The 22,277-nt window shown below is 31.3% G+C and carries 19 protein-coding genes; 17 read left to right on the top strand and 2 right to left on the bottom strand.

From position 1 onward, the window contains the following. Window positions 1–3 precede the first annotated feature (3 nt). A complete protein-coding gene (gene rpoC / locus HGAG_RS04865) occupies window positions 4–3,564 on the top strand; it encodes a DNA-directed RNA polymerase subunit beta' (RefSeq protein WP_019118160.1) in 3,561 nt (1,186 codons plus the stop codon). 30 nt (window positions 3,565–3,594) lie between these two features. On the opposite strand, the gene HGAG_RS04860 is transcribed toward rpoC, so the two are convergent. Then, window positions 3,595–3,876 (bottom strand): hypothetical protein, encoded by a 282-nt coding sequence (locus HGAG_RS04860; RefSeq protein WP_019118159.1) that lies wholly within the window; start codon window positions 3,874–3,876, stop codon window positions 3,595–3,597. A 326-nt stretch (window positions 3,877–4,202) separates the two neighbouring features. Here HGAG_RS04860 and HGAG_RS04855 point away from each other — a divergent pair, with 326 nt between their 5' ends. From HGAG_RS04855 to HGAG_RS04795, 13 genes are read left to right on the top strand one after another with little or no spacing between them, the layout of a single operon-like run. Further along, window positions 4,203–5,036 carry a formate/nitrite transporter family protein gene (locus HGAG_RS04855; RefSeq protein ID WP_019118158.1) on the top strand — a complete coding sequence of 278 codons (834 nt, stop codon included), beginning with the start codon at window positions 4,203–4,205 and terminating at the stop codon, window positions 5,034–5,036. Window positions 5,037–5,038: 2 nt separating this feature from the next. After that, window positions 5,039–5,539, top strand: a complete 501-nt coding sequence (nuoE, locus tag HGAG_RS04850; protein ID WP_019118157.1) for an NADH-quinone oxidoreductase subunit NuoE — start codon at window positions 5,039–5,041, stop codon at window positions 5,537–5,539. 7 nt (window positions 5,540–5,546) lie between these two features. Next, a complete protein-coding gene (locus HGAG_RS04845; RefSeq protein WP_019118156.1) occupies window positions 5,547–7,085 on the top strand; it encodes an NADH-ubiquinone oxidoreductase-F iron-sulfur binding region domain-containing protein in 1,539 nt (512 codons plus the stop codon). 4 nt (window positions 7,086–7,089) lie between these two features. Beyond that, window positions 7,090–8,034, top strand: coding sequence for a 2Fe-2S iron-sulfur cluster-binding protein (locus HGAG_RS04840; RefSeq protein WP_019118155.1), 945 nt, complete (start codon window positions 7,090–7,092; stop codon window positions 8,032–8,034). Window position 8,035: 1 nt separating this feature from the next. Further along, on the top strand, window positions 8,036–10,732 hold the full coding sequence (fdhF, locus tag HGAG_RS04835; RefSeq protein ID WP_019118154.1) for a formate dehydrogenase subunit alpha: 2,697 nt from the start codon (window positions 8,036–8,038) through the stop codon (window positions 10,730–10,732). Continuing rightward, entirely contained in the window at window positions 10,725–11,225 is a 501-nt protein-coding gene (locus HGAG_RS04830; protein WP_019118153.1) for a ferritin family protein, read from the top strand. Before fdhF ends, HGAG_RS04830 begins: the two co-directional genes overlap by 8 nt. After that, window positions 11,225–11,845 carry a molybdenum cofactor guanylyltransferase gene (mobA, locus tag HGAG_RS04825; protein ID WP_019118152.1) on the top strand — a complete coding sequence of 207 codons (621 nt, stop codon included), beginning with the start codon at window positions 11,225–11,227 and terminating at the stop codon, window positions 11,843–11,845. Before HGAG_RS04830 ends, mobA begins: the two co-directional genes overlap by 1 nt. After that, entirely contained in the window at window positions 11,832–12,530 is a 699-nt protein-coding gene (locus HGAG_RS04820; protein WP_019118151.1) for a formate dehydrogenase accessory sulfurtransferase FdhD, read from the top strand. The genes mobA and HGAG_RS04820 overlap by 14 nt, the downstream gene beginning before the upstream one ends. A gap of 7 nt (window positions 12,531–12,537) precedes the next feature. Further along, window positions 12,538–13,755 (top strand): molybdopterin molybdotransferase MoeA, encoded by a 1,218-nt coding sequence (locus tag HGAG_RS04815; protein ID WP_019118150.1) that lies wholly within the window; start codon window positions 12,538–12,540, stop codon window positions 13,753–13,755. After that, window positions 13,752–15,647 (top strand): molybdopterin biosynthesis protein, encoded by a 1,896-nt coding sequence (locus HGAG_RS04810; protein ID WP_019118149.1) that lies wholly within the window; start codon window positions 13,752–13,754, stop codon window positions 15,645–15,647. The genes HGAG_RS04815 and HGAG_RS04810 overlap by 4 nt, the downstream gene beginning before the upstream one ends. Before the next feature lie 9 nt (window positions 15,648–15,656). Further along, window positions 15,657–16,556: an ABC transporter substrate-binding protein gene (locus HGAG_RS04805; RefSeq protein ID WP_019118148.1), complete on the top strand. Its 900-nt coding sequence runs from the start codon at window positions 15,657–15,659 to the stop codon at window positions 16,554–16,556. A gap of 1 nt (window position 16,557) precedes the next feature. After that, the gene (locus tag HGAG_RS04800) at window positions 16,558–17,220 is read left to right on the top strand and encodes an ABC transporter permease (protein ID WP_019118147.1); all 663 of its coding nucleotides are present in this window, start codon (window positions 16,558–16,560) and stop codon (window positions 17,218–17,220) included. Further along, a complete protein-coding gene (locus HGAG_RS04795; RefSeq protein ID WP_019118146.1) occupies window positions 17,192–17,773 on the top strand; it encodes an energy-coupling factor ABC transporter ATP-binding protein in 582 nt (193 codons plus the stop codon). The genes HGAG_RS04800 and HGAG_RS04795 overlap by 29 nt, the downstream gene beginning before the upstream one ends. Here the strand turns inward: HGAG_RS04795 and HGAG_RS04790 are convergent. Next, window positions 17,765–18,778 carry an aldehyde ferredoxin oxidoreductase N-terminal domain-containing protein gene (locus HGAG_RS04790; RefSeq protein ID WP_019118145.1) on the bottom strand — a complete coding sequence of 338 codons (1,014 nt, stop codon included), beginning with the start codon at window positions 18,776–18,778 and terminating at the stop codon, window positions 17,765–17,767. The two genes, HGAG_RS04795 and HGAG_RS04790, sit on opposite strands and share 9 nt — an antisense overlap. A gap of 344 nt (window positions 18,779–19,122) precedes the next feature. Here HGAG_RS04790 and rpsL point away from each other — a divergent pair, with 344 nt between their 5' ends. The 3 genes from rpsL to fusA all read left to right on the top strand — a co-directional run bounded on the left by rpsL (window position 19,123) and on the right by fusA (window position 22,226). Continuing rightward, on the top strand, window positions 19,123–19,533 hold the full coding sequence (gene rpsL / locus HGAG_RS04780) for a 30S ribosomal protein S12 (RefSeq protein ID WP_004838162.1): 411 nt from the start codon (window positions 19,123–19,125) through the stop codon (window positions 19,531–19,533). A gap of 138 nt (window positions 19,534–19,671) precedes the next feature. Beyond that, window positions 19,672–20,142, top strand: coding sequence for a 30S ribosomal protein S7 (gene rpsG, locus HGAG_RS04775; protein ID WP_004818603.1), 471 nt, complete (start codon window positions 19,672–19,674; stop codon window positions 20,140–20,142). 8 nt (window positions 20,143–20,150) lie between these two features. Then, window positions 20,151–22,226 carry an elongation factor G gene (fusA, locus tag HGAG_RS04770; protein ID WP_019118143.1) on the top strand — a complete coding sequence of 692 codons (2,076 nt, stop codon included), beginning with the start codon at window positions 20,151–20,153 and terminating at the stop codon, window positions 22,224–22,226. Window positions 22,227–22,277: the final 51 nt, after the last annotated feature.

Here is a 22,277-nt window from a genome sequence, read left to right as displayed (position 1 = left end):
TTTTTGTCAGAATTACAAGAATTTGGTGCTATGAGAATGAAAATAGCATCTCCTGAAAAAATCAGATCATGGTCCCATGGCGAAGTAAAAAAACCAGAAACTATAAATTACAGAACACTTAAACCTGAAAAAGATGGTTTATTCTGTGAGAAAATTTTTGGACCAACCAAGGATTATGAATGCTCTTGTGGTAAATACAAGAGAATTAGATATAAGGGTGTTGTTTGCGAAAAATGTGGTGTTGAAGTAACAAAATCTAAAGTAAGACGTGAAAGAATGGGACATATTGAACTTGCAGCTCCTGTAAGTCATATATGGTATTTCAAAGGAATCCCTTCAAAAATGGGTTTACTATTAGATATGAGTCCAAGAGTTTTGGAAAAAATATTATATTTCGCATCCTATGTAGTAATAAATCCAGGAGAAACTGAATATTACGAAAAACAAGAATTATCTGAAAGCGAATATTCACAGGCTCTAGATAATTATCCAGATGATACAGAATTTCAAGCTGAAATGGGAGCAGAAGCTGTTAAAAAACTTCTTGCTAACATGGATCTTAAAAAAGAATATGAATCTTTAATGAAAGAACTTGAAGATGCAAAAGGACAAAAGAAAGTAAGGATTTCAAGAAGACTTGAAGTTGTCGACGCATTTTTAACAAGTGGCAATAAACCAGAATGGATGATACTTGATGTTCTTCCAGTTATGCCACCAGAACTTAGACCAATGGTTCAACTTGAAGGTGGAAGATTTGCAACAAGTGATTTAAATGATTTATATAGAAGAGTTATAAATAGAAACAACAGATTAAAAAGACTTCTTGACATTGGAGCTCCAGAAATCATTGTAAGAAATGAAAAAAGAATGCTCCAAGAAGCTGTAGATGCTCTTATAGATAATGGTAGACGTGGTCGTGCTGTAACAGGGGCATCAAATAGAAATATGAAATCTCTATCAGATTTATTAAAGGGTAAAAGTGGTAGATTTAGACAAAACTTACTTGGAAAAAGGGTAGATTATTCAGGACGTTCTGTAATAGTTGTAGGTCCAAATCTTAAATTTAACCAATGTGGTTTGCCACAAGAGATGGCTCTAGAATTATTTAAACCTTTTATTATGAATAAGGTTGTAGAAAAAGACCTTGCTCATAATTTAAAATCTGCAAAGAAAATGGTTGAGAAAAAAGATCCAAGAGTATATGAAATACTTGAAGATGTAATAAAAGACCATCCAGTTTTATTAAACCGTGCTCCTACACTTCACAGACTTGGTATCCAAGCTTTTGAACCGGTTTTGGTTGAAGGAAAGGCGATGAAACTTCATCCACTTGCTTGTCCTGCTTTTAACGCGGACTTTGACGGAGACCAAATGGCAATACATTTGCCTTTATCAAATGAAGCACAAATTGAAGCAAGACTTTTGATGATGTCAACAAACAATATTCTTGGTCTAAAAGATGGTAAGGCAATAACAACTCCATCCCAAGATATGGTTCTTGGTGCATATTACTTAACAACTATTAAAGAAGGTGCAAAGGGCGAAGGAATGATTTTCGAAAATATTTCAGAAATGAAAAAAGCTCTTTTAAATCATGATGTTACCCTTCAAACAAAAGTTGGAGTAAGAATTAAAAAAGATGAAAAAGATCCTGGAAAAATTGTAAATTCTTCAGTTGGTAGATTTATCTACAACGAAGGAATTCCACAAGATTTAGGATATGTAAATAGAAAAGAAGATCCATATTCTCTAGAAGTTGATCAAGTTACATCATCTGGTGTATTAAAAGAAATTGTTGATCGTTGCTTTAGAAAACATGGAAATATAAAAACAGCATCAGTTCTAGATTATATAAAATCAACAGGTTATAAGTTCTCAACTCTTTCAGGACTAACAGTTTCTATGTCAGACGTTACAATTCCACATCAAAAATGGGATATAGTTTCAAAGGCTGATAGCGAAGTTGATAAGTATGAAAAACTTTATAGACGTGGATTTATAACTGATAATGAAAGATACGAAAAAGTTATAGATATTTGGAGAGAGGCAACTGATGAAGTAACAGCAGCTCTACTTGACGAATTAAAATCTGACAATAATATTAAAATATTTGCAGATTCTGGAGCCCGTGGTTCTACAAACCAAATCAGACAATTAGGTGGAATGCGTGGACTTATGTCAAGAGCTGATGGAAAAATCATAGAAATTCCTATAAAGGCAAACTTCCGTGAAGGACTTTCAGTACAAGAATACTTTATTTCAACACACGGTTCTCGTAAAGGACTTACAGATACAGCTTTAAGAACTGCCGATTCAGGATATTTAACAAGAAGAATGGTAGATATTTCTCAAGATGTTATTGTAACAGAAGATGATTGTGGTACAGATGGATATGTAGTTGCTCGTGAATTTAAAGATGGAAATGAATTAATCGAAAATTTATTTACAAGAATTGTAGGACGTACATCATTTGAAGATATTTATGATAATGATGGGGAACTTATAGTTAGTAAAAATCAAATTATTGATGAAGATAAGGCTGACAATATTGTAGCAAATGGAATTAAAGAAGTTAAACTTCGTTCAGTTCTAGAATGTAAATCTAAACATGGTGTTTGTGAAAAATGTTATGGTAGAAACCTTGCTACAGGCAAGAAAGTAAATATTGGAGAGGCTGTAGGAATTATAGCTGCTCAATCAATCGGAGAGCCAGGTACTCAGCTTACAATGAGAACCTTCCACTCAGGAGGAATTGCAGGAGTAGGAATTACTCAAGGTCTTCCAAGGGTTGAGGAGTTATTTGAAGCAAGAAAACCAAAAGGACTTGCCTTCATTGCAGAAAATTCTGGTACAGTTTCACTAATTCAAAATGAAAAGAAAACTGACGTTGAAATTTTATCTGAAGATGGATATTCTAAAAAATACAATATTCCATTTGGTGCAAGACTTTTAGTATCAGAAGGAGATGTGGTTGAAAAAGGACAACAACTAACAGAAGGTTCCCTTGATCCACACGATGTACTAAAAGTTTTGGGAAAAGTTGGAGTTCAAGATTACATCACAAAAGAAGTTCAAAAAGTTTACAGACTTCAAGGTGTAGAAATTGACGATAGACATATAGAAGTTATTACAAAGCAAATGCTTAAAAAAGTAAAAATAGAAGACGCTGGAGATACAGAATTTTTACCAGGTTCATTGCAAGAAATTAGAGAAGTAAGAATTGCAAATGAACAAATGCAAGAAGAAGGCAAAAAGCCATGTGAGTATTCTCAACAACTTCTAGGAATTACAAAAGCATCACTTGCAACAGAATCTTGGTTATCAGCAGCATCTTTCCAAGAAACAACAAGAGTTCTTACAGATGCATCAATAAAAGGAAAAGTTGATGATCTAAAAGGACTAAAAGAAAATATAATCATAGGAAAACTAATACCAGCAGGTACAGGGATGAAAGTCTACAATGACTTTGATATTAACTATGAAAATAAAGACCTAGAAGATGCACAAATCCAAATGAATATAGAAGAAGTAGAAAATAGAGAAAAAGAAGCGTTAAATGAATAAAAAAATAAGAGCCAGCATAAGCTGGCTCTTTTATATTGTGTTTATTAAATTTAAAACTACAAATACCAATAATAAAATTATAGTTAGTTTTTTGTATTTTATATCTTTAAAATTAAAATCAACTTTTTGAACTTTTGCTAAAAATATGGAAAAAATCAAAAATCCTAGGGAATAAATTAAGGATCTTTTCAAAGATTCTTGTTGACTGTTTTTATAAATGTAAAAAAAAGCTAAATATTGAATAAGCAAAACTAAACTTGCAGCACAAGGAAGAGCATGAATATATTGTCTGTAATTTTCTTTAGAATTCATAAAATTCTCCTTTCCTATAAATTCATTATAGGGGATTTGTTCTTAATAGACAAATTAAATTTTAAGAGGCTATTGCAAAATATGAATAAATTATTTTGCAACAGCATCTTTTTATTTTCAAAAAATTAAGATAGGATAAATAAAAAACAGTATTTCAGGAAAAAGATTTCTTTGCTATAAATACAAATTAATTGTTAAAATTAAAACACATATAAATATTTAGTGAAATCGATTGACATAATTATTAAAAAGATTTAAAATTTAATTAAGTATAGTTTTAATATATAAAAATATGTCTATATGATTTTAAATAAAAAGGAGGAGCTATGGCAAATATTTTAGGACCAGATGAGATTTTGGACAGGGTTAGTGATGCTTATGTAAAAAAGGCTAGGGCAAACACAAAAAGACTTTTTATCCTTTCATTTTTGGCAGGTGCTTTTATCGCTTTTGCAGCGGCAGGATCAAGTTTTGCATCTTTTAATTTGCTAGCAAATAAAGATACTTTGGGTCTTGGCAAATTAGTTCAAGGCTTGTGTTTTACTCCAGGTTTAATTTTTGTTCTTATTGCAGGAGCTGAGCTTTTTACTGGAAATAATTTAATGCTTATTTCTGTATATGACAAAAAAATCAATATTAAAGAGCTTTTAAGAGCTTGGGGCATTGTTTATTTGGGCAATTTTATTGGATCAGTTTTTGTAGCATTTTTAATGATGAAATCAGGTCAATGGAATGCATGCGATTCTATGCTTGGGGCAAGAACAATTTTAATTGCAAATTCTAAGGTAAATCTTGGATTTTCTGAGGCTTTTATCCTTGGTATTTTTTGTAACTGGCTAGTTTGTTTGGCTGTTTGGATGTCTTTTGGATCTGATAGTCAAGTTGGCAAGATGCTTTGTGCATTTTTTCCAGTAATGTTGTTTGTTCTTTCTGGTTTTGAACATAGTATTGCAAATATGTACTATATTCCAGCAGGAATTTTTGCAAAATCTGTTCCAGCTTATGCGGCTGCAAGTGGACTAGGAGATGGACTTACCTCACTTACTTGGTCAGGATTTTTCATCCATAATTTACTTCCAGTAACTTTAGGAAATATTGTTGGCGGAGGAATTTTTGTAGGTTTAGCTTATTGGTTATCATTGAGAAAAAAAGAGGATTAAATATGAAAACTATAAAAGGAAATTTTGTTTTTGATAAAGAAGAAAACAGGGAAAAAATTAACGAATTTAAAAGATTTATAGAAAAAAACAAGGATAGAAAAGGACCTTTGATGCCGATTCTACAAGAAGCACAAAGTATTTTTGGCTATCTTCCAGATGAAATGATGGAACTTATTTCAAATAAATTAAATATTCCATTAGCAGAAGTTTATGGGGTCGCAACTTTTTATTCACAATTTACTTTTATACCAAAGGGAAAAACTGATATACATATTTGTCTTGGAACAGCTTGTTATGTAAAAGGGGCTGCGGATATTTTAAATGAATTTGAACAAAGACTTGGTATAAAAAAAGGCGAGACCACTCCTGATGGAAAATTTTCTATTTCAGAGACAAGGTGTCTTGGAAATTGTGGAAAAGCTCCTGTTGTTGAAATAAATGGAGAGCAAGTTGAATATTTTACAAAAGATGATGTTTCTAAAGTTTTGGAAGAAAATAAGTAGGTGAATTATGATAAATTTGGAATATCTTGAAAATATAAAAGAAAATACGAAAGTTTCCCATCCAGAAAAACTTGAAAAAACTGACAATATTCAGGTTAAAATTGCCCTAAGAAATTGTGGAGTTATAAATCCAAGAAGTATCGATGAGTACATAGCAAGGGGCGGTTATTTTGCCCTACATAAGGCCCTATCAGAAATGGATAGGAAAGAAATTATTGAAATTATTTCAAATTCAATGCTTCGTGGAAGAGGTGGAGCTGGATTTCCTACTGGGAAAAAATGGCAAACTGCTTATGATTATGATGTAGATAAAAAATATATAATTTGTAACGCCGATGAGGGAGACCCTGGTGCTTATATGGATAGGTCAATTCTTGAAAATGACCCACATTCAGTTCTTGAGGCAATGGCTATTGCAGGTTATGCAATTGGAAGTGATGAGGGATTTATTTATGTAAGGGCTGAATATCCAAAGGCTGTTGAAAGTTTAAAATATGCTATAAAAGATGCTGAAGAAAAAGGTTTTCTAGGCAAAAATATTATGGATTCTGGTTTTGATTTTACAATTGAATTAAGGCTAGGCTCTGGTGCTTTTGTTTGTGGAGAATCTACAGCTTTGATGGAATCAATTGAAGGCAAAAGAGGAATGCCAAGGGTTAAAATCCATCGTACAGCCTTTAGGGGCTTGTGGCAAAAACCTACAGTTATAAATAACGTAGAAACTTTGGCAAATGTAGCTCAAATTATTATAAATGGTGCTGATTGGTACAGAAGCATTGGTACAGAAAAATCTCCTGGAACCAAAGTTTTCTCCTTGGTTGGGGATGTAAAAAACAGTGGATTGATCGAAGTTCCTATGGGAACAACTTTAAGAGAAATTATTTATGATTTGGGTGGAGGAATTGAAGGCGACAAAGAGTTAAAAGCTGTTCAAACAGGTGGACCATCCGGTGGATGTATTCCTGCAAAATATTTGGATTCATCTGTAGATTATGAAACCTTAAAAGAATTAAATTCTATAATGGGTTCAGGTGGAATGGTAGTTATGGATGAAAATACTTGTATGGTTGACATAGCAAGATTTTTCCTCGACTTTACTTGTGATGAATCCTGTGGAAAATGCGTTCCTTGTAGAGAAGGTACAAAGAGAATTTTGGAAATTCTTGAAAGAATCGTAGCAGGAAAGGGAAAAATGGAAGATATTGATAGGCTTGAAGAGTTAAGCGAATTGGTAACAGAGGCTTCTCTTTGTGGTTTAGGAAAATCTGCAGCCTTTCCAGTAATTTCCACCTTGAAATATTATAAGGATGAATACATAGACCATATTGAAAATAAACACTGCCCAGCTGGATCTTGTAAAGCATTATTATCCTATAAAATCGAAGATAATTGTATAGGATGTGGAACTTGTAAGAGAAATTGTCCTGTTAGATGTATTAGTGGAAAAGTTAAAGAAAAACATACAATTGATCAAGAAAAATGTATCAAGTGCGGAACCTGCTTTAATGTTTGTCCAATAAAACCAAAAGCTGTAGTAAAGGGATGATCTTATGACAGATATTACGATAAAAATTGATGGAAAAGAAATAAAAACTCAAAAAGATAGGTTCGTTTTGGATATAGCAAGAGAAAATGGGATAGAAATTCCTGCAATTTGCTATGATCCAAGTTTAAAGGCCTTTGGTGGATGTAGACTCTGTATAGTTGAAATTACAAAAAACGGTAGAAGTAAAATTGAAACCTCTTGTTCAGCAAGGGCAAGTGATGGAATGGAAGTAAAAACTCAAACGGAAGAATTAAAAGAAAAAAGAAGAAATATTTTGCAACTTTTACTAGATTCTCATCCAAATGATTGCCTAACTTGCCAAAAAGCTGGAACTTGTCTTTTACAAAAATATGCCTATGAATATGATGTAAAATTCAGGGACCATGATGGGGCAAAAAGAGAAGAAAAATATGATTTATCAAGCCCTTATATTTATAAAGACAATTCAAAATGTATTCTTTGTGGAAAATGCGTACAAATTTGTAGGCAAGTAGAAGAAAGGGCGATTTTATCTTTTGCCGACAGGGGCTATGACTCTTATATAGCTTGTGATTTGGGAGAAGATTTTGCTCATTCCTATTGTGTTTCATGTAACAGGTGCGTTTCAATTTGTCCTGTTGGAGCCTTGGTTGATAGAAGACTTATGGGAAAAATTAGAAATTTTGAAGGAGAAACTAAAGAAGTTAAGTGTAAGGTTTGCGATTATGGATGTGATTTTAATCTACATTCAAAAAATGGCAAAAATATTGCAGTTACTGCAAAAAAACCTGGTTCTGGAAGACCACTTTGCTTAAAGGGAAGAATGATGACAGAATTGATGTTTTTGGATAATCCAGATAAACCATACATGAAAGGGGCTGGAGAGTTTAAAGAAACTAATTGGATGACTGTTACAGGTTTAAATAATGTTTATAAAAAAATTGAAAAAATAGAAGACAAAGGAGAATAATATGAAAGTCATAATTAATGATTTTGAATATAATCTTGATACTCCTAAGACTATTCTTGAATTTTGTAAGGAAATTGGCATAGAAATTCCGACCCTTTGTAAGGATGAAAGACTTTTGCCAAATGGAGCTTGTAGACTTTGTATAGTTGAAATCGAAGGATATAAAACTCCAGTTACGGCTTGTTCACAAAAATTAAAAGATGGGATGAAAATTTATACTCACAGTGAAAAAATAATGAAAATGAGAAGAGAAATTTTGGATTTATTATTTTCAAATCATCCAAATGATTGCCTATCTTGTGATAAGTCTGGAAAATGTAAATTACAAAATTATTGCTATGAGTATGGAATAAGTGAGGGATCTTTTAAAAGAGAGATAAAAGATTTACCAATTGATTTTTCAAATAAATTTTATTCTTACGATCCTAATAAATGTATAAAATGTGGGATTTGTGTAAGTGTGTGCAATAATCTCCAAAATAGCCATGCCATAAGTTTTGTCGACAGAGGATTTGATACATATATTGGAACCCCTATGGATAAGGGACTTGGTTTTTCAGATTGTGTTTCTTGTGGAAACTGTGTTTCAGCTTGTCCGGTTGGAGCCTTAAATCCTAAGAAAAAATACGAAGAAGATAAGTTTAGGTATTGGGAAGTTCGTAAAGTTCAAACAACTTGCTCATATTGTGGAGTAGGTTGCCAAATTAATTTACTAATAAAAGGAAATAGGATTGTTGAAGTTGAACCAATTAATACAATTCCAAATGATGGGCTTTTGTGTGTAAAAGGAAAATTTGCCCACAAATTTGTAAACCATCCTGATAGACTTACAAAACCTCTTATTAGAAAAAATGGAAAATTAGTTGAAGCATCTTGGCAAGAAGCCTACAGAGTCATAAAAGAAAAATATGATGAAACTATGGAGAAAAAAGGTCCAGATGGATTTGGAGGATTTTCTTCAGCAAGATGTACAAATGAGGAAAATTATCTATTCCAAAAATTTGTAAGGACAGTTTTTAAAACAAATAATGTCGATCACTGTGCTCGTCTTTGCCACGCTTCAACCGTAGCAGGTCTTGCCAATACCCTTGGAAGTGGTGCTATGACCAACAGTATTGCAGAAATTGAAGGAACCGATGCCTTTATAATAATTGGAACAAATACAACAGAAAATCACCCAGTTATTGGAACAAAAATCAAAAAAAGAGTAAAAGAAGGGGCAAAACTTATAGTTATAGATCCTAGGGAAATCGAACTTGCAGATTATGCAGATATTTATTTACAAATAAAACCTGGAACAAATATTGCAGTTTTAAATGGCCTAATGCATATAATTTTAAAAGAAAATCTTCACGATATGGATTATATAAGTGAAAGATGCGAAGGCTTTGAAGAATTTAGAAAAACTGTAGAAAAATATACGCCAGATTTTGTGGCAGAAATTTGCCACATAAACAAAGAAGATTTGATAAAAGCTGCAAGAATGTATGCAAAAGAAGACAAAGGCGCACTTTACTATTCAATGGGAATCACCCAACATTCTTCAGGAACAAACGGAGTAAGATCAACTTCAAACCTACAAATGCTTACAGGAAATGTTGGTTTTGAATCTACAGGAATAAATCCTTTGAGAGGACAAAATAACGTTCAAGGAGCTTGCGATATGGGAGCTCTTCCAACAGATTATACAGGATATCAAAAAGTATTTATTGACCCTGTAAGAGAGAGAATGGGAGAGTTTTGGAAAAGAGATCTTCCATATAAAAAGGGCCTAACAATTACAGAGATGATGGATGCGGCAGACAAAGGAGAGCTTTCATTTTTATATATAATGGGAGAAAATCCTATGATTTCAGATCCAGACCAAAATCATATCAAAAAAGCCTTGAAAAAATTGGACTTTTTACTTGTTCAAGATATTTTCTTATCTGAAACTGCAGAATTTGCTGATGTAGTTTTACCAGCAGCATCTTTTGCAGAAAAAGACGGAACTTTTACAAATACAGAAAGAAGAATTCAAAGAATAAATAAGGCAATTGATCCTATTGGAGATTCCAAAGCTGATTGGCAAATTTTGATGGAAATTTCTACTCTTTTGGGATATGAAGAATACTATGCAGATCCTAGTGAAATTATGGATGAAATTGCTGCTTGTACTCCTTCATACGGTGGAATTTCTTACAAAAGGCTTAAAAAAGAATCTCTTCAATGGCCTTGCACAAACAAAGACCACCCTGGAACAAAATATTTACACAAAAATACAATGGCAAGGGGCAAGGGACTTTTTGTACCAATAGATTATGAAGAGAGCAAGGAATTGCCAGATGAAAAATATCCGTTGATTCTTACAACTGGAAGAATGCTTTACCAATATCACACAAGAACTATGACAGGAAAAATTGAAGGATTAAGTGAAATTGCAGGAAAATCTTATATAGAAATTTCTCCACAAACTGCAAAAATTTACAATATAAAAAATGGTGAAAAAATCAAAGTTTCATCAAGACGTGGAAGTGTAGAATCTTATGCGAAAGTAACTGAAAAAATAAATCCAGGAGTTGTATTTATGCCTTTCCATTATGTTGATGGACCAGCAAATAGGCTAACAAATCCAACCCTAGATCCAATTGCAAAAATTCCTGAGCTTAAAGTTGCAAGTGTTATGATTGAAAAAATAGAAAGGGGCTCTTATGTATGATCCAATAAAAATAATTAGCCTTGCCATGGAAATGGAATTATATGGGCACAATTTTTATAAAGATAATGCAGAAAAAAGTCAAAATCTACAAACTCAAGCAGTTTTTAAAAAATTATCAAAAATTGAGTGGAGTCATTATGAATATCTAAAAAATCTTCTTTCCAAATACAAGGGAGAAGATGTTGATGAAAAAGATTTGACTTTGCCAAAAGACAACGCAGAAGAATTTTTTGACCAAAGAAAAGAAAGCGAAAATTTGGACCAAAATTTGGAACAATCCATGATTCCTGATATGAATGTTTTAAGAATGGCATATCTTATTGAGGAAGATTTTAGAGATTATTATAAATCTATGGCAAAAAAAGTTGATGATGGAGAATTGAAAGAAATTTTAGAAAATTTTTCTAGTTGGGAAGATGAACACGCAAATATTTTCAAAAAAGAATATGATAAATTGATGGACCAATACATGAACATTAGCTGGGGTGGCTGATGGGAAATAAAAAAATGACGGCTCTCCTTCTTTGCGGAGGAAAAAGTACAAGGATGGGAGTTGATAAACAAAAGTTATCCTATAATGGTGTCTATTTGATTGACACCATTATAGAAAACTTGGCAAAAAATTTTGATCAAATCATAATTTTGTCAAATGAAAAAAACTTTTTTGAAAATAGGTATAAAAATTATAAAAATGATATACTAATTAAAGAAGATATAATAAAAAATATTGGCCCCTGTGCAGGATTGTATAGTGGCCTTATTTATGCAAAAAATGAGGATAATTTCTTGATTGCCTGCGATATGCCATATTTTAATCAAGATTACATTGATTTTTTGAAAGAAAAATCCTATGAAAAAATTTTAGCCTACAAAAATGAAAAATATTATGAGCCTTTTTTTGCCCTTTATAAAAAAGAATTGGCAAAAGATTTGGAAAAATATATAAAAAAGGGCGGACGCAGTTTGAATGGATTTTTAAGAGAAATTTCTCCTACCGTGATAAAAAAAGAAGAGATAAAAGAAATTAAAAATTTCGATAAAATTTTTAAAAATCTAAATTATCCTGATGATTGGAAAAAAATTATAGAAGAGAGTAAAAATGAATTCAGTTAAAAAATACCAAATTGAAAAAATTGGAAAGGGCAAGGACCTAAACTTGATGGATGAGGTCATTGTTGAATATCCTATAGAAATTTATGTAAATGGGGAAAAATTTACAAGACTAAGCTTAACTCCAGTTGAAATAGAAAATCTTGTCATAGGTCATCTTTATAGCAAAAATCTGATTAATTCAATAAACGATATTAAAAATTTAAAAATAGAAGAAAACAAAGCCTATGTTGAATTATACAAAGAAAAATCTCAAAAGAAGACTAGGGAGATTAAAAATCAAACAATTGATAGGGAAAAACTTTTTGAATTTTCTAAAAGATTTCAAAATGAGTCGGAGATTTTTAAAAGAACAGGTGGAGCTCATTCTTGTGCTCTTGTAAAAAATTACCAAATTATAAAATTTGAAGAAGATGTTTCAAGAAGCAATGCCGTTGATAAATTAATTGGCTATATTTTAAAAAATCAAATCGACCTATCAGATAAATTTATTTTTACATCTTGTAGGATAAGTGAAGTTATTATGGAAAAAATTTCAAATATAGGTTTTAACCTTCTTATTTCTCAGTCATGCCCAACAAGTTTTGCAGTTGATTTGGCAAGGGAGAAAAATATAAATTTGATTGGTTTTGCAAGAGGCGAAAGATTTAACATTTATAATAAAAATGAAAATCTTTTTATAAAATGAGGAAGTTATGGATTTATTAGATGTTGTAAAAATTGATGAGGCTATTGACTTACAAGTTTCTTTGATGGAAAAAATTGGATATAAGAAAAAAACCCAAATAAAAACTTGCGATTCTTTAGGCTATATTTTGGCAAAAGACTTGATTTCAAAAGATAATTTGCCATGTTTTAGAAAAAGTACTATGGATGGCTATGCCATAAATTATAAGGATAGTCTAGGTGCGACTGATTCAATTCCTTCAATGTTAAAAGTTGTTGAAGAAATTCAAATGGGCAATATTCCCCAAAAAAAATTAAAAAGAGGCGAGGCCTCAAAAATTTATACTGGCGGTATGGTTCCAGAAGGAGCAGATGCAGTTTTACCCATAGAATATACAGAAATTTTGTCAAAAAAATTAATTTCAATCAGTAAGCCAGTTGTTTTTATGGAAAATATTATAGATATTGGCGATGATTCAAAAGTTGGAGATATTTACCAAAAAGAAGGAAAAATTATAGACCCTGAAACAATAGCCATGGCAGCAAGTTTGGGCTATGAAAAAATTGAAGTTTATGACAAATTAAAATGTAAAATTTTATCAACAGGAGATGAAATTATTCCGGTAAATGCAAAACTAGTCCCAGGAAAATCAAGGGATATTAATTCTTATATGCTTTATTCAATGTTGAAAAATATGGGAATTGATGTTCTTTCTATGAAACATCTAAAAGATGATAAAGACCTTATAAAAAAAGAGCTTGAAGAAGATTTGGACTTGATAATAATTTCTGGATCATCCTCAAAGGGAAACAAGGATTTTGTTCCAGAGATTACAAAAGAATTAAATCCTGGAATGATTTATCACGGAATTTCTATAAAACCTGGAAAGCCGACAAGTTTAAGTCAAAATAACAATACAATGATTTTGGGACTTCCTGGAAATCCTATTAGTGCCTATGCAGTTTTTAGGACGGTTTTTCAAAAAGCCTATGAAAAATATTTTAAAATTGACGAAAATTTAAAAATAAAATGCAAAATCAAAAGAAATATTGCTAATACTTCAGCAAAAACCATGATTTGTCTTGTTGAAATAAAAAAAGAAGGAGATGCGCTTGTGGCAAGTCCTATTTTTGGATTTTCTAACAATATTTCCCTATTAAAAAAAGCCAAGGGCTATATTGTAATTGATGAATACGTTGAAGGAATAAAAGAAAATGAAAAAGTGTGGGTGAATCTTATTAGATGAGAAATATTTATTTAGATACAAAAGAATTAGAAGAGGCAATAGAGATTTTCCACGAAAATATTGGGGGATTTTTTGAAGATGAAAAAAGTGAAATTATAGATTCCAAGGATGCCTTTGGAAGGATTTCAAAAAATGCAATTTTTGCAAAATATTCATCACCAGCCTACCATTCATCAGCCATGGATGGGGTAATGGTAAAAAGTGAGATGACAAAACTTGCAAGAGAAAATAAGCCCTTGTTTTTAAAAAATGAAGATTTTATTTATTGCAATACGGGCTCAGCCTTAATAAAACCCTATGATGCAGTAATAATGATAGAAGATGTAAAAATTCAAGAAGATGGAATTGTAATTTTAAAACCTGTAAATGCTTGGGAAAATATAAGAATCCAAGGAGAAGATGTAATCGAAAAAGATTTGATTTTTACATCTTACCACAAATTTAGGTCGGTTGATCTTTCAGTTTTAATTTCTGCAGGAATAAATGAAGTTGAAGTTTTAAAAAAACCAATTATTGGAATTATTCCATCTGGAAATGAAATAATTGATAACAAGGAAGACTTGGTCAAGGGAAAAATTATCGAATCAAATTCTTCAATGTTAAAATCTATGGCAAAAGAGTGTGGATTTGAAACAATAATTTATCCCATTGTAAAAGATGAAAAAGCACAAATTAAAAAAGTTCTAGAAAAAGCTCAAAAAGAATGCGATTTTGTAACATTGATTGCGGGAACTTCGGCAGGAAGCAAGGATTATACAAGAGAAATTGTGGAAGAAATTGGAGAGGTTTTTGTCCATGGACTTTCAATAAAACCAGGAAAACCAGCAATTCTTGGAAAAATTTCCCAAACTCCCTTTGTAGGACTTCCGGGCTATCCAGTTTCAACCCACATAGTTTTTGATAAAATTGTTCTTCCTACTCTTCTTAAAAAAATGAGAATTATTTCTGATGATAAAATAAAAATTAAGGCAAAACTTACCAAACCTGTAATTTCCTCTCTAAAAAACAGGGAATATATAAGGGTAAAAATTGGCTTAGTTGATGGAGAAATTATTGTAACACCACTTGATAGGAAGGCTGGATCCCTTTTTTCTCTATCAGAATCAGATGGTTATCTAATTATTGATAGAAATATCGAAGGCTATAATAGGGGAGATTTGGTAGAAGTCACCCTTCATAGTCCAATTCCAAAAAAAGTTTTTGAAAACAGGATGGTTTCGATTGGATCTCATGATATAGTTTTAGATATTTTAAATGATTTATTTGCAAAAGATAATAAGATTACAAGAATTTCATCATCCCACGTGGGTTCTTTGGCAGGACTCAAGGCCCTAAGCCAAGGCGACTGTATGCTTGCTCCTTCTCATTTGCTAGATCAAAATGGAACTTATAACAACGAAGCTATTGATTTATTTTTTGAAAAAGAAGAAGTTTCAAAAATAAATGTGGTTGGACGTAGGCAGGGGATTTTTGTTCAAAAAAATAATCCATTAAAAATCAAAAACATAGAAGACCTTCTTGATAAAAAAATGGTAAACAGGCAAAGAGGAGCAGGAACTCGTTTGTTGTTTGACTATTTGTTAAAAAATAAGAATATTGATCCAGAAACAATAAATGGATACGACAACGAAGTGACTACTCATTTGTCAGCTGCCCTTGCTGTAAAAAATGGGGATTGTGATTTTTCAATTGGAGTTGAATCTGCAGCTATAAAAATGGATATAGATTTTATTTACCTAAAAGATGAAGAATATCAATTTATAATAAAAAAAGAAAATTTAAAACTTGAATCTATCAAGGACTTGGTTGAAGTTTTAAGATCAGATGAATTTAAAAGTAAAATGAAAGACTTAGGTGGGTATAATACTAAGGAAAGTGGAAATATTTTATAGGAGGATAATATGAAAATTAAAAAACTAAATTTGTTGGCACTTGCTTTGTTATTTGGACTAACAGGATGTGGGAAAAATACGGAAGAAATAAAAACAGATTCCAATGTAAATTCTACAAGCAATGAAGTTGTGGAAAGCTCAAACGAAAATACAAGCGAAGAAAAAATTGTAAAGCTTACAACAACAACTTCAGTCAATGATTCAGGACTAATGGATTATTTGAGAGATGATTTCAAAAAAGACACAGGACTTGACATGGAAATTGTTTCAAAAGGAACAGGAGCTGCAATCGAAGATGCAAAGGCAGGAAATGCTGATGTAATTTTGGTTCACTCAAAAGATGCGGAAGAAAAATTTATTGAAGAAGGATATGGACTTGAAAGAAAATCTTTCATGCACAATTTCTTTGTAATAGTTGGACCAAAAGATGATCCAGCAGGAATCAAAGGAAAAGATGCAGAAGAAGCCTTCAAATTAATAAGTGAAAAGGACGAAAAATTTGTATCAAGAGGAGATGAGTCGGGAACCCACAACAAAGAATTAAAAATTTGGGAAAAAGCAGGTGTTGATGTTGACGAATTATCAAAAAAAGATAACTACAACTCACTTGGTGATGGAATGGGAGCAACTTTAACTTTTGCTTCAGAAAATAACGCCTATACACTTACAGATTTATCAACATTTTTAACCATGGAAAATGATTTGGATTTGGAAGTTTTAGTTGACCAATCAGATGCTCTTAAAAATGTTTATTCAATTATTATAGTAAATCCTGACAAAGTAAAAGGCACAAACCCAGATGTAGCTAAGAAATTCCAAGATTGGATGCTATCAGATAAGGCAAAAAAATTAATTAGCGAATACGGAAAAGAGGAATATGGTCAACAACTTTTCTTTTTAGGAGAATAGGATGAATGAAATTTATTCCATAGTTTTATTGACCTTAAAAATTTGTATAATTTCAACGATAATATCTGGAATTTTTGCAATTTTTTTGGCATTTTACCTTGGATTAAATGAAAATAAATTTATAAAAATATTAAAAATAATTATTAATGCTTTCACATCTTTGCCACCAGTAATAGCAGGAGTTTTTGTATATATTTTATTTTCAAAAAATGGAATATTTGGAAAACTTTCTTGGCTTTATACGCAAAAAGTTATAATAATTGCCCAAATTCTCATAGTAACACCAATAATTTGTGCAAATATATATCCAGCAGTAGAAGAAATTAGAAATTCATTTGTAGAAACTTGCTTAGGACTTGGAATTTCAAAATTCAAGATGTATAGGCAGTTAATAAAAGAAAGCTCTTATTCGCTTTCTTCGGCGCTTATAACAGGATTTGGTAGAGCTATATCAGAAGTAGGAGCTGTAATGATTGTAGGAGGAAATATAAGATATAAAACTAGGGTTTTGACATCCGCAATAGTTCTTGAAAATAATAAGGGAAACTATTCTATGAGTATAAAACTTGGAATTATTCTTATGCTAATTTCCTTTGGAATTTCTATTTTTGCAATGATTTTTTCTAGGAGAAATGATGATAAAAATAAAAAACGTACAAGCTAGAATTTATGAAAAATTATTATTTCACATAGAAGATTTTACTTTCTATGATGGAAAAAAATATATTTTAACTGGAGAAAATGGAGCGGGCAAATCGACATTATTAAAGTCTTTTATTGGAATAAATACATTTGTAAAAGGAAGTATTGAAAATGATAAAAATATAGTTTATCAAGCTCAAAATCCCTTTATTTTCAAAAAGACTTCAAGAGATAATTTTAAAATAATAGGAAAAAATATCGAAAATATAAAAAAAGACTTGGAATTTTTTGCAATAGAAAATTTATTAGACCAAAATATAAAAAGCTTATCAGGAGGAGAAAAGGAAAAAGTAGTTTTTTTAAGGACTATGTTAAAAGCAAATCAGACCTTGCTATTAGATGAACCCTTTTCTCAAATGGATAAAAAATCAAGGATTGATGCAAATATATTTTTGGATAAGTGGCTAAAAGAAAAAGAAGATAGGATGATAATTATAATAAGTCATGATAATTTAGATGATTATAGCTTTGACTATCACATAGAATTAAAAAATAAGCAGCTTAAATTAATTTAAGCTGCTTTCTAATTTTCCGATTTCTTTTATTAAATTCTCAACATCACAAGTACTATAATTTAAATTTGAAAGTTCATTTATGGTATTTACAATATTTGATAAATCTTTTGGGTTTGTAGCAAATAAACACATTCCTGCCGAATCAATTATCTTTAAATAATCCTTAGGCATATTTTTTCCTTTTTTATCTGATAAAGATTTTATTTTATATTTTTTCTCTAGATATTTTCTACCGCAAGCCAAATCACTATAAATTTCATCTTTTTTATCACTTACGATTTTTTTTGTAATATTATCCAATTGGTCGATATTTAAATTTTCGAATTTGTAAATATGGTTTAAATATTTATATGAAAATTCTATGCTTTTTGATAAGCCATAAATATCAATTCCATACTCATCAAGTCTAGTTTTTATTTTATTTAATTTTTCTAAATCGTCATCATTATAAGAATTTTTAATTGAAAAAAGATTTTCTTTTTCGTGAAATTTTTTATCAAAACAACCCAAAATACATCCATCACATTGTCTATTGGGATTTTTTTTAAAAATTGATGGACTATTTATCTTTCTTAAATTATTTTTTTTAACCGAAATGGAAATTACATTTTTTTCATACAAAAGATTTGAAAGATTTTTTGAACAACCACGATATTTATCTTCAACAAGTCTTGCCAAATTATCTTTTTTTATAGTTGAATTTGTAATATAAATAGAAGATAAATCATCTCCATATTTTTTCCTTAAATAATTAAAAGTAGAAGAGTTTGAATGATTTTTATTAGAATTTTCATTAAATAGTATTTTATCTTTATCAATATAAATTTCCACAGGAAAATCAGACTTATTTAACAAAATAAGTCCATCATAAGAATTTGATTTAAGAAAATAAGAAAAAACTCCTCCCATATTTTTGTAGAAAATTTTACCCGAATTATTTTTTCCCATAATTATAAATTTAGAAATTGGATTTTTATATTCAATGATTGAAGATGTAAAAATCATCCAAGGATTTTTAAAATTTTGTTTTTATTAAAAAAAACAAAGAAAGAGCAAATCCACCCATATAAAAATTTTTAGTTTTTTATCAATATATTCAATTTCATATTTCTTTTTTTCTAGATCTAGCAATAATATTTTATAAAATTTTTCCATATCTTCCTCTTTTTGATTACATTGTACTATTTATAAAAAAATTTGTAAGAATTTAATTAAATCAAAAATAATTTTAAATATCTAAAAGCCTTTAAATTACTTGACATATATATACTAAGAGTGTAAAATTAATAAGGATTGGCGTAAGGCCAATTTTTAAGATGATTAAAATTTAGAAAAAAAGGAGGTGCATTATGCCTACAATTAATCAACTTGTTAGAAAAGGTAGAAAAACTACTAAGGAAAAATCAGATACACCAGCTTTAGGTTATAACTTCAATACTCTTAAAAGAAGACAAACTAAATCTCAATCACCACAAAAACGTGGAGTTTGTACTTCAGTAAGAACAGTTACACCTAAAAAGCCTAACTCAGCTTTGAGAAAAATTGCCAGAGTAAGACTTACTAATGGTGCAGAAGTTCTTTCTTATATACCAGGAATCGGACACAATCTTCAAGAACACTCTGTTGTACTAATTAGAGGAGGAAGAGTAAAAGACCTTCCAGGTGTTAGATACCATATCATAAGAGGTACTCTTGATACAGCAGGAGTAGAAGGAAGAAAACAAGGTAGATCTAAATACGGAGCTAAAAAAGATAATTAGTAGTATTTAGATGTAGTGCATAATGTACTGAGATTAAAATAAAAGTATATGTGCACACGAACGGCTTTAAGGTCGTTTTTAAGGCCTTATGGTCGAGTACTAAAGATATTACTAAAATTGGTAAAGGAGGGAAGCAAAGTGTCAAGAAAAGGACATATACCAAAAAGAGAGGTAATGCCTGATGCAAAGTATAACGATAGAGTTGTAACAAAACTAATCAACAACGTTATGCTTGATGGTAAAAAAGGCGTTGCTACAAAAATAGTTTATGATGCTTTCGAAATAGTTGGAGAAACTTCAGGAAATGATCCATTAGAAGTATTCTACCAAGCTTTAGAAAATATTATGCCAACACTTGAAGTTAAAGCAAGAAGAATAGGTGGAGCTAACTACCAAGTACCTATGGAAGTTAGACCAGAAAGAAGACAAACTTTAGGTTTAAGATGGTTAGTTAATTTCTCAAGAGCACGTGGAGAAAAAACTATGGTAGAAAGATTATCTAAAGAAATTTTAGATGCATCAAACAATGCTGGTGCCAGCGTTAAACGTAAAGAAGAAATGCACAGAGCTGCAGAAGCTAATAAAGCTTTCGCACACTATAGATATTAGGGGGATCAATGTCAAGAGATGTCTCATTAAAAGCAACCAGAAATATTGGTATCATGGCGCATATCGATGCTGGTAAAACAACAGTAACAGAAAGAATGTTGTTTTATACAGGAAAGATATATAAAATCGGTGATACCCATGATGGTACAGCAGTAATGGATTCCATGGACCAAGAAAAAGAACGTGGAATTACAATTGGTTCTGCTGCTACAACATGTTACTGGAATGATCACAGAATAAACATCATAGACACACCAGGCCACGTTGACTTTACAGTTGAAGTAGAAAGATCTCTAAGAGTTCTTGATGGTGCTGTTGCACTTTTTGATGCGAAAAGTGGTGTAGAACCACAATCTGAAACAGTTTGGAGACAAGCTGACAAATATGACATTCCAAGATTTTGTTTCATAAATAAAATGGATGCTACAGGCGCTGACTTTTTCATGTCTGTAGATACAATAAAAGAAAAATTAAAAGCAAATGCAGTACCTATAGAAATTCCTATAGGAGCTGAACAAGAATTTGAAGGTGTAGTTGACCTAGTAACAATGGAATCTGTAACATATAAAACAGAAGACTTAGGAGCTCACCCAATCAAAGGCGAAATTCCAGAAAATTTAAAAGAAAAAGCTGAAGAATATAGAGCAAATCTTTTAGAAGAATTATCAGAAATTGATGATACAATAATGATGAAATATCTAGAAGGTGAAGAAGTTTCTGAAGAAGAAATTAAAGCTGCTATAAGAAAGGGAACAATTGAAAAGAAAATTTTCCCATGTCTATGTGGTTCAGCATACAAAAACAAAGGTGTTCAAGCACTTCTTGATGCCATAGTTGATTACATGCCAAGCCCACTTGATATACCAGCAGTTCAAGGAACTGACCCTAAAGATGAAGAAAAAATTCTTGAAAGAAAAGCTGGAGATAAAGAACCTCTTTCTGCTTTAGCATTTAAAGTAGTAACTGACCCTTATGTAGGTAAGTTAATTTATGCAAGAATCTATTCAGGAACAATTGAATCAGGTTCATACATCTACAATGCTACAAAAGGTAAAAAAGAAAGAGTAGGAAGAATCCTGCAAATGCACTCAAACAAACAAGAAGAAATCGAAACAGGCTATTGTGGAGATATAGTAGCTCTTCTTGGACTTAAAAATACAACAACAGGAGATTCACTCTGCCTTCAAGATGACCAAATAATTCTTGAAAACATGGAATTCCCAGATCCAGTTATCTCAGTAGCTATTGAACCAAAAACAAGAGCAAGTCAAGATAAAATGGCAATAGGACTTCAAAAACTTGCAGAAGAAGATCCAACATTCGTTACAAAAACAGATGAAGAAACTGGACAAACAATAATTTCAGGAATGGGAGAATTACACCTTGAAATTATCGTTGATAGATTACTTCGTGAATTCAAAGTAGAAGCTAACATTGGTAACCCACAAGTAGCATACAGAGAATCTATAACACAACCTGCAGAAGCACAAGGTAAGTTTGTAAGACAATCCGGTGGTTCTGGTCAATACGGAGATGTTGTTCTTAGAATTATGCCAGGCGAAGAAGGAGCAGGAATCACATTCGAATCCAAAATCGTCGGAGGAGCAATTCCAAAAGAATACATCAAACCAGTTGAAGAAGGTGTTAGAGAAGCAGCTACTCAAGGTATCCTTGGTGGATATCCAATGGTTGATATGCACGTTGAAGTATTCGATGGTTCATACCACGAAGTAGACTCATCAGAAGTTGCCTTCCACGTAGCAGGATCTATGGCTCTTAAAAACGCAGTAGCAAAAGCTAAACCAATTTTACTTGAGCCAATGGAAAAAGTTGAAATTACTACACCAGATGAATACCTAGGAGATGTAATGGGAGATGTTTCATCAAGAAGAGGTAAGATTGATGGAATGAATCCAAAAGATGGAATTCATGTATTAAATGCTTTCATACCACTTTCAGAAATGTTTGGATATGCAACAGACCTAAGAAGTAAAACTCAAGGTAGAGCAACATATTCAATGCAATTTGATCATTACGCTCAAGTACCTGAAAGTGTAAAAGAAGAAGTATTAAATAAAAATTAGGAGGAAATAATGAGTAAAGCACAATTTGAAAGAAGCAAACCACATATTAAT

This window comes from Anaerococcus obesiensis ph10 (assembly GCF_000311745.1).
Classification (GTDB): domain Bacteria; phylum Bacillota; class Clostridia; order Tissierellales; family Peptoniphilaceae; genus Anaerococcus; species Anaerococcus vaginalis.
This window is presented reverse-complemented; position numbering and strand designations above follow the sequence as displayed.

Bases quoted from the DNA above. Each gene is read 5' to 3' on its own strand.
- HGAG_RS04860 (WP_019118159.1), bottom strand. From the start codon at position 3,876: ATGAATTCTAAAGAAAATTACAGACAATATATTCATGCTCTTCCTTGT.
- HGAG_RS04855 (WP_019118158.1), top strand. From the start codon at position 4,203: ATGGCAAATATTTTAGGACCAGATGAGATTTTGGACAGGGTTAGTGAT.
- nuoE (WP_019118157.1), top strand. From the start codon at position 5,039: ATGAAAACTATAAAAGGAAATTTTGTTTTTGATAAAGAAGAAAACAGG.
- HGAG_RS04845 (WP_019118156.1), top strand. From the start codon at position 5,547: ATGATAAATTTGGAATATCTTGAAAATATAAAAGAAAATACGAAAGTT.
- HGAG_RS04840 (WP_019118155.1), top strand. From the start codon at position 7,090: ATGACAGATATTACGATAAAAATTGATGGAAAAGAAATAAAAACTCAA.
- fdhF (WP_019118154.1), top strand. From the start codon at position 8,036: ATGAAAGTCATAATTAATGATTTTGAATATAATCTTGATACTCCTAAG.
- HGAG_RS04830 (WP_019118153.1), top strand. From the start codon at position 10,725: ATGTATGATCCAATAAAAATAATTAGCCTTGCCATGGAAATGGAATTA.
- mobA (WP_019118152.1), top strand. From the start codon at position 11,225: ATGGGAAATAAAAAAATGACGGCTCTCCTTCTTTGCGGAGGAAAAAGT.
- HGAG_RS04820 (WP_019118151.1), top strand. From the start codon at position 11,832: ATGAATTCAGTTAAAAAATACCAAATTGAAAAAATTGGAAAGGGCAAG.
- HGAG_RS04815 (WP_019118150.1), top strand. From the start codon at position 12,538: ATGGATTTATTAGATGTTGTAAAAATTGATGAGGCTATTGACTTACAA.
- HGAG_RS04810 (WP_019118149.1), top strand. From the start codon at position 13,752: ATGAGAAATATTTATTTAGATACAAAAGAATTAGAAGAGGCAATAGAG.
- HGAG_RS04805 (WP_019118148.1), top strand. From the start codon at position 15,657: ATGAAAATTAAAAAACTAAATTTGTTGGCACTTGCTTTGTTATTTGGA.
- HGAG_RS04800 (WP_019118147.1), top strand. From the start codon at position 16,558: ATGAATGAAATTTATTCCATAGTTTTATTGACCTTAAAAATTTGTATA.
- HGAG_RS04795 (WP_019118146.1), top strand. From the start codon at position 17,192: ATGATAAAAATAAAAAACGTACAAGCTAGAATTTATGAAAAATTATTA.
- HGAG_RS04790 (WP_019118145.1), bottom strand. From the start codon at position 18,778: ATGATTTTTACATCTTCAATCATTGAATATAAAAATCCAATTTCTAAA.
- rpsL (WP_004838162.1), top strand. From the start codon at position 19,123: ATGCCTACAATTAATCAACTTGTTAGAAAAGGTAGAAAAACTACTAAG.
- fusA (WP_019118143.1), top strand. From the start codon at position 20,151: ATGTCAAGAGATGTCTCATTAAAAGCAACCAGAAATATTGGTATCATG.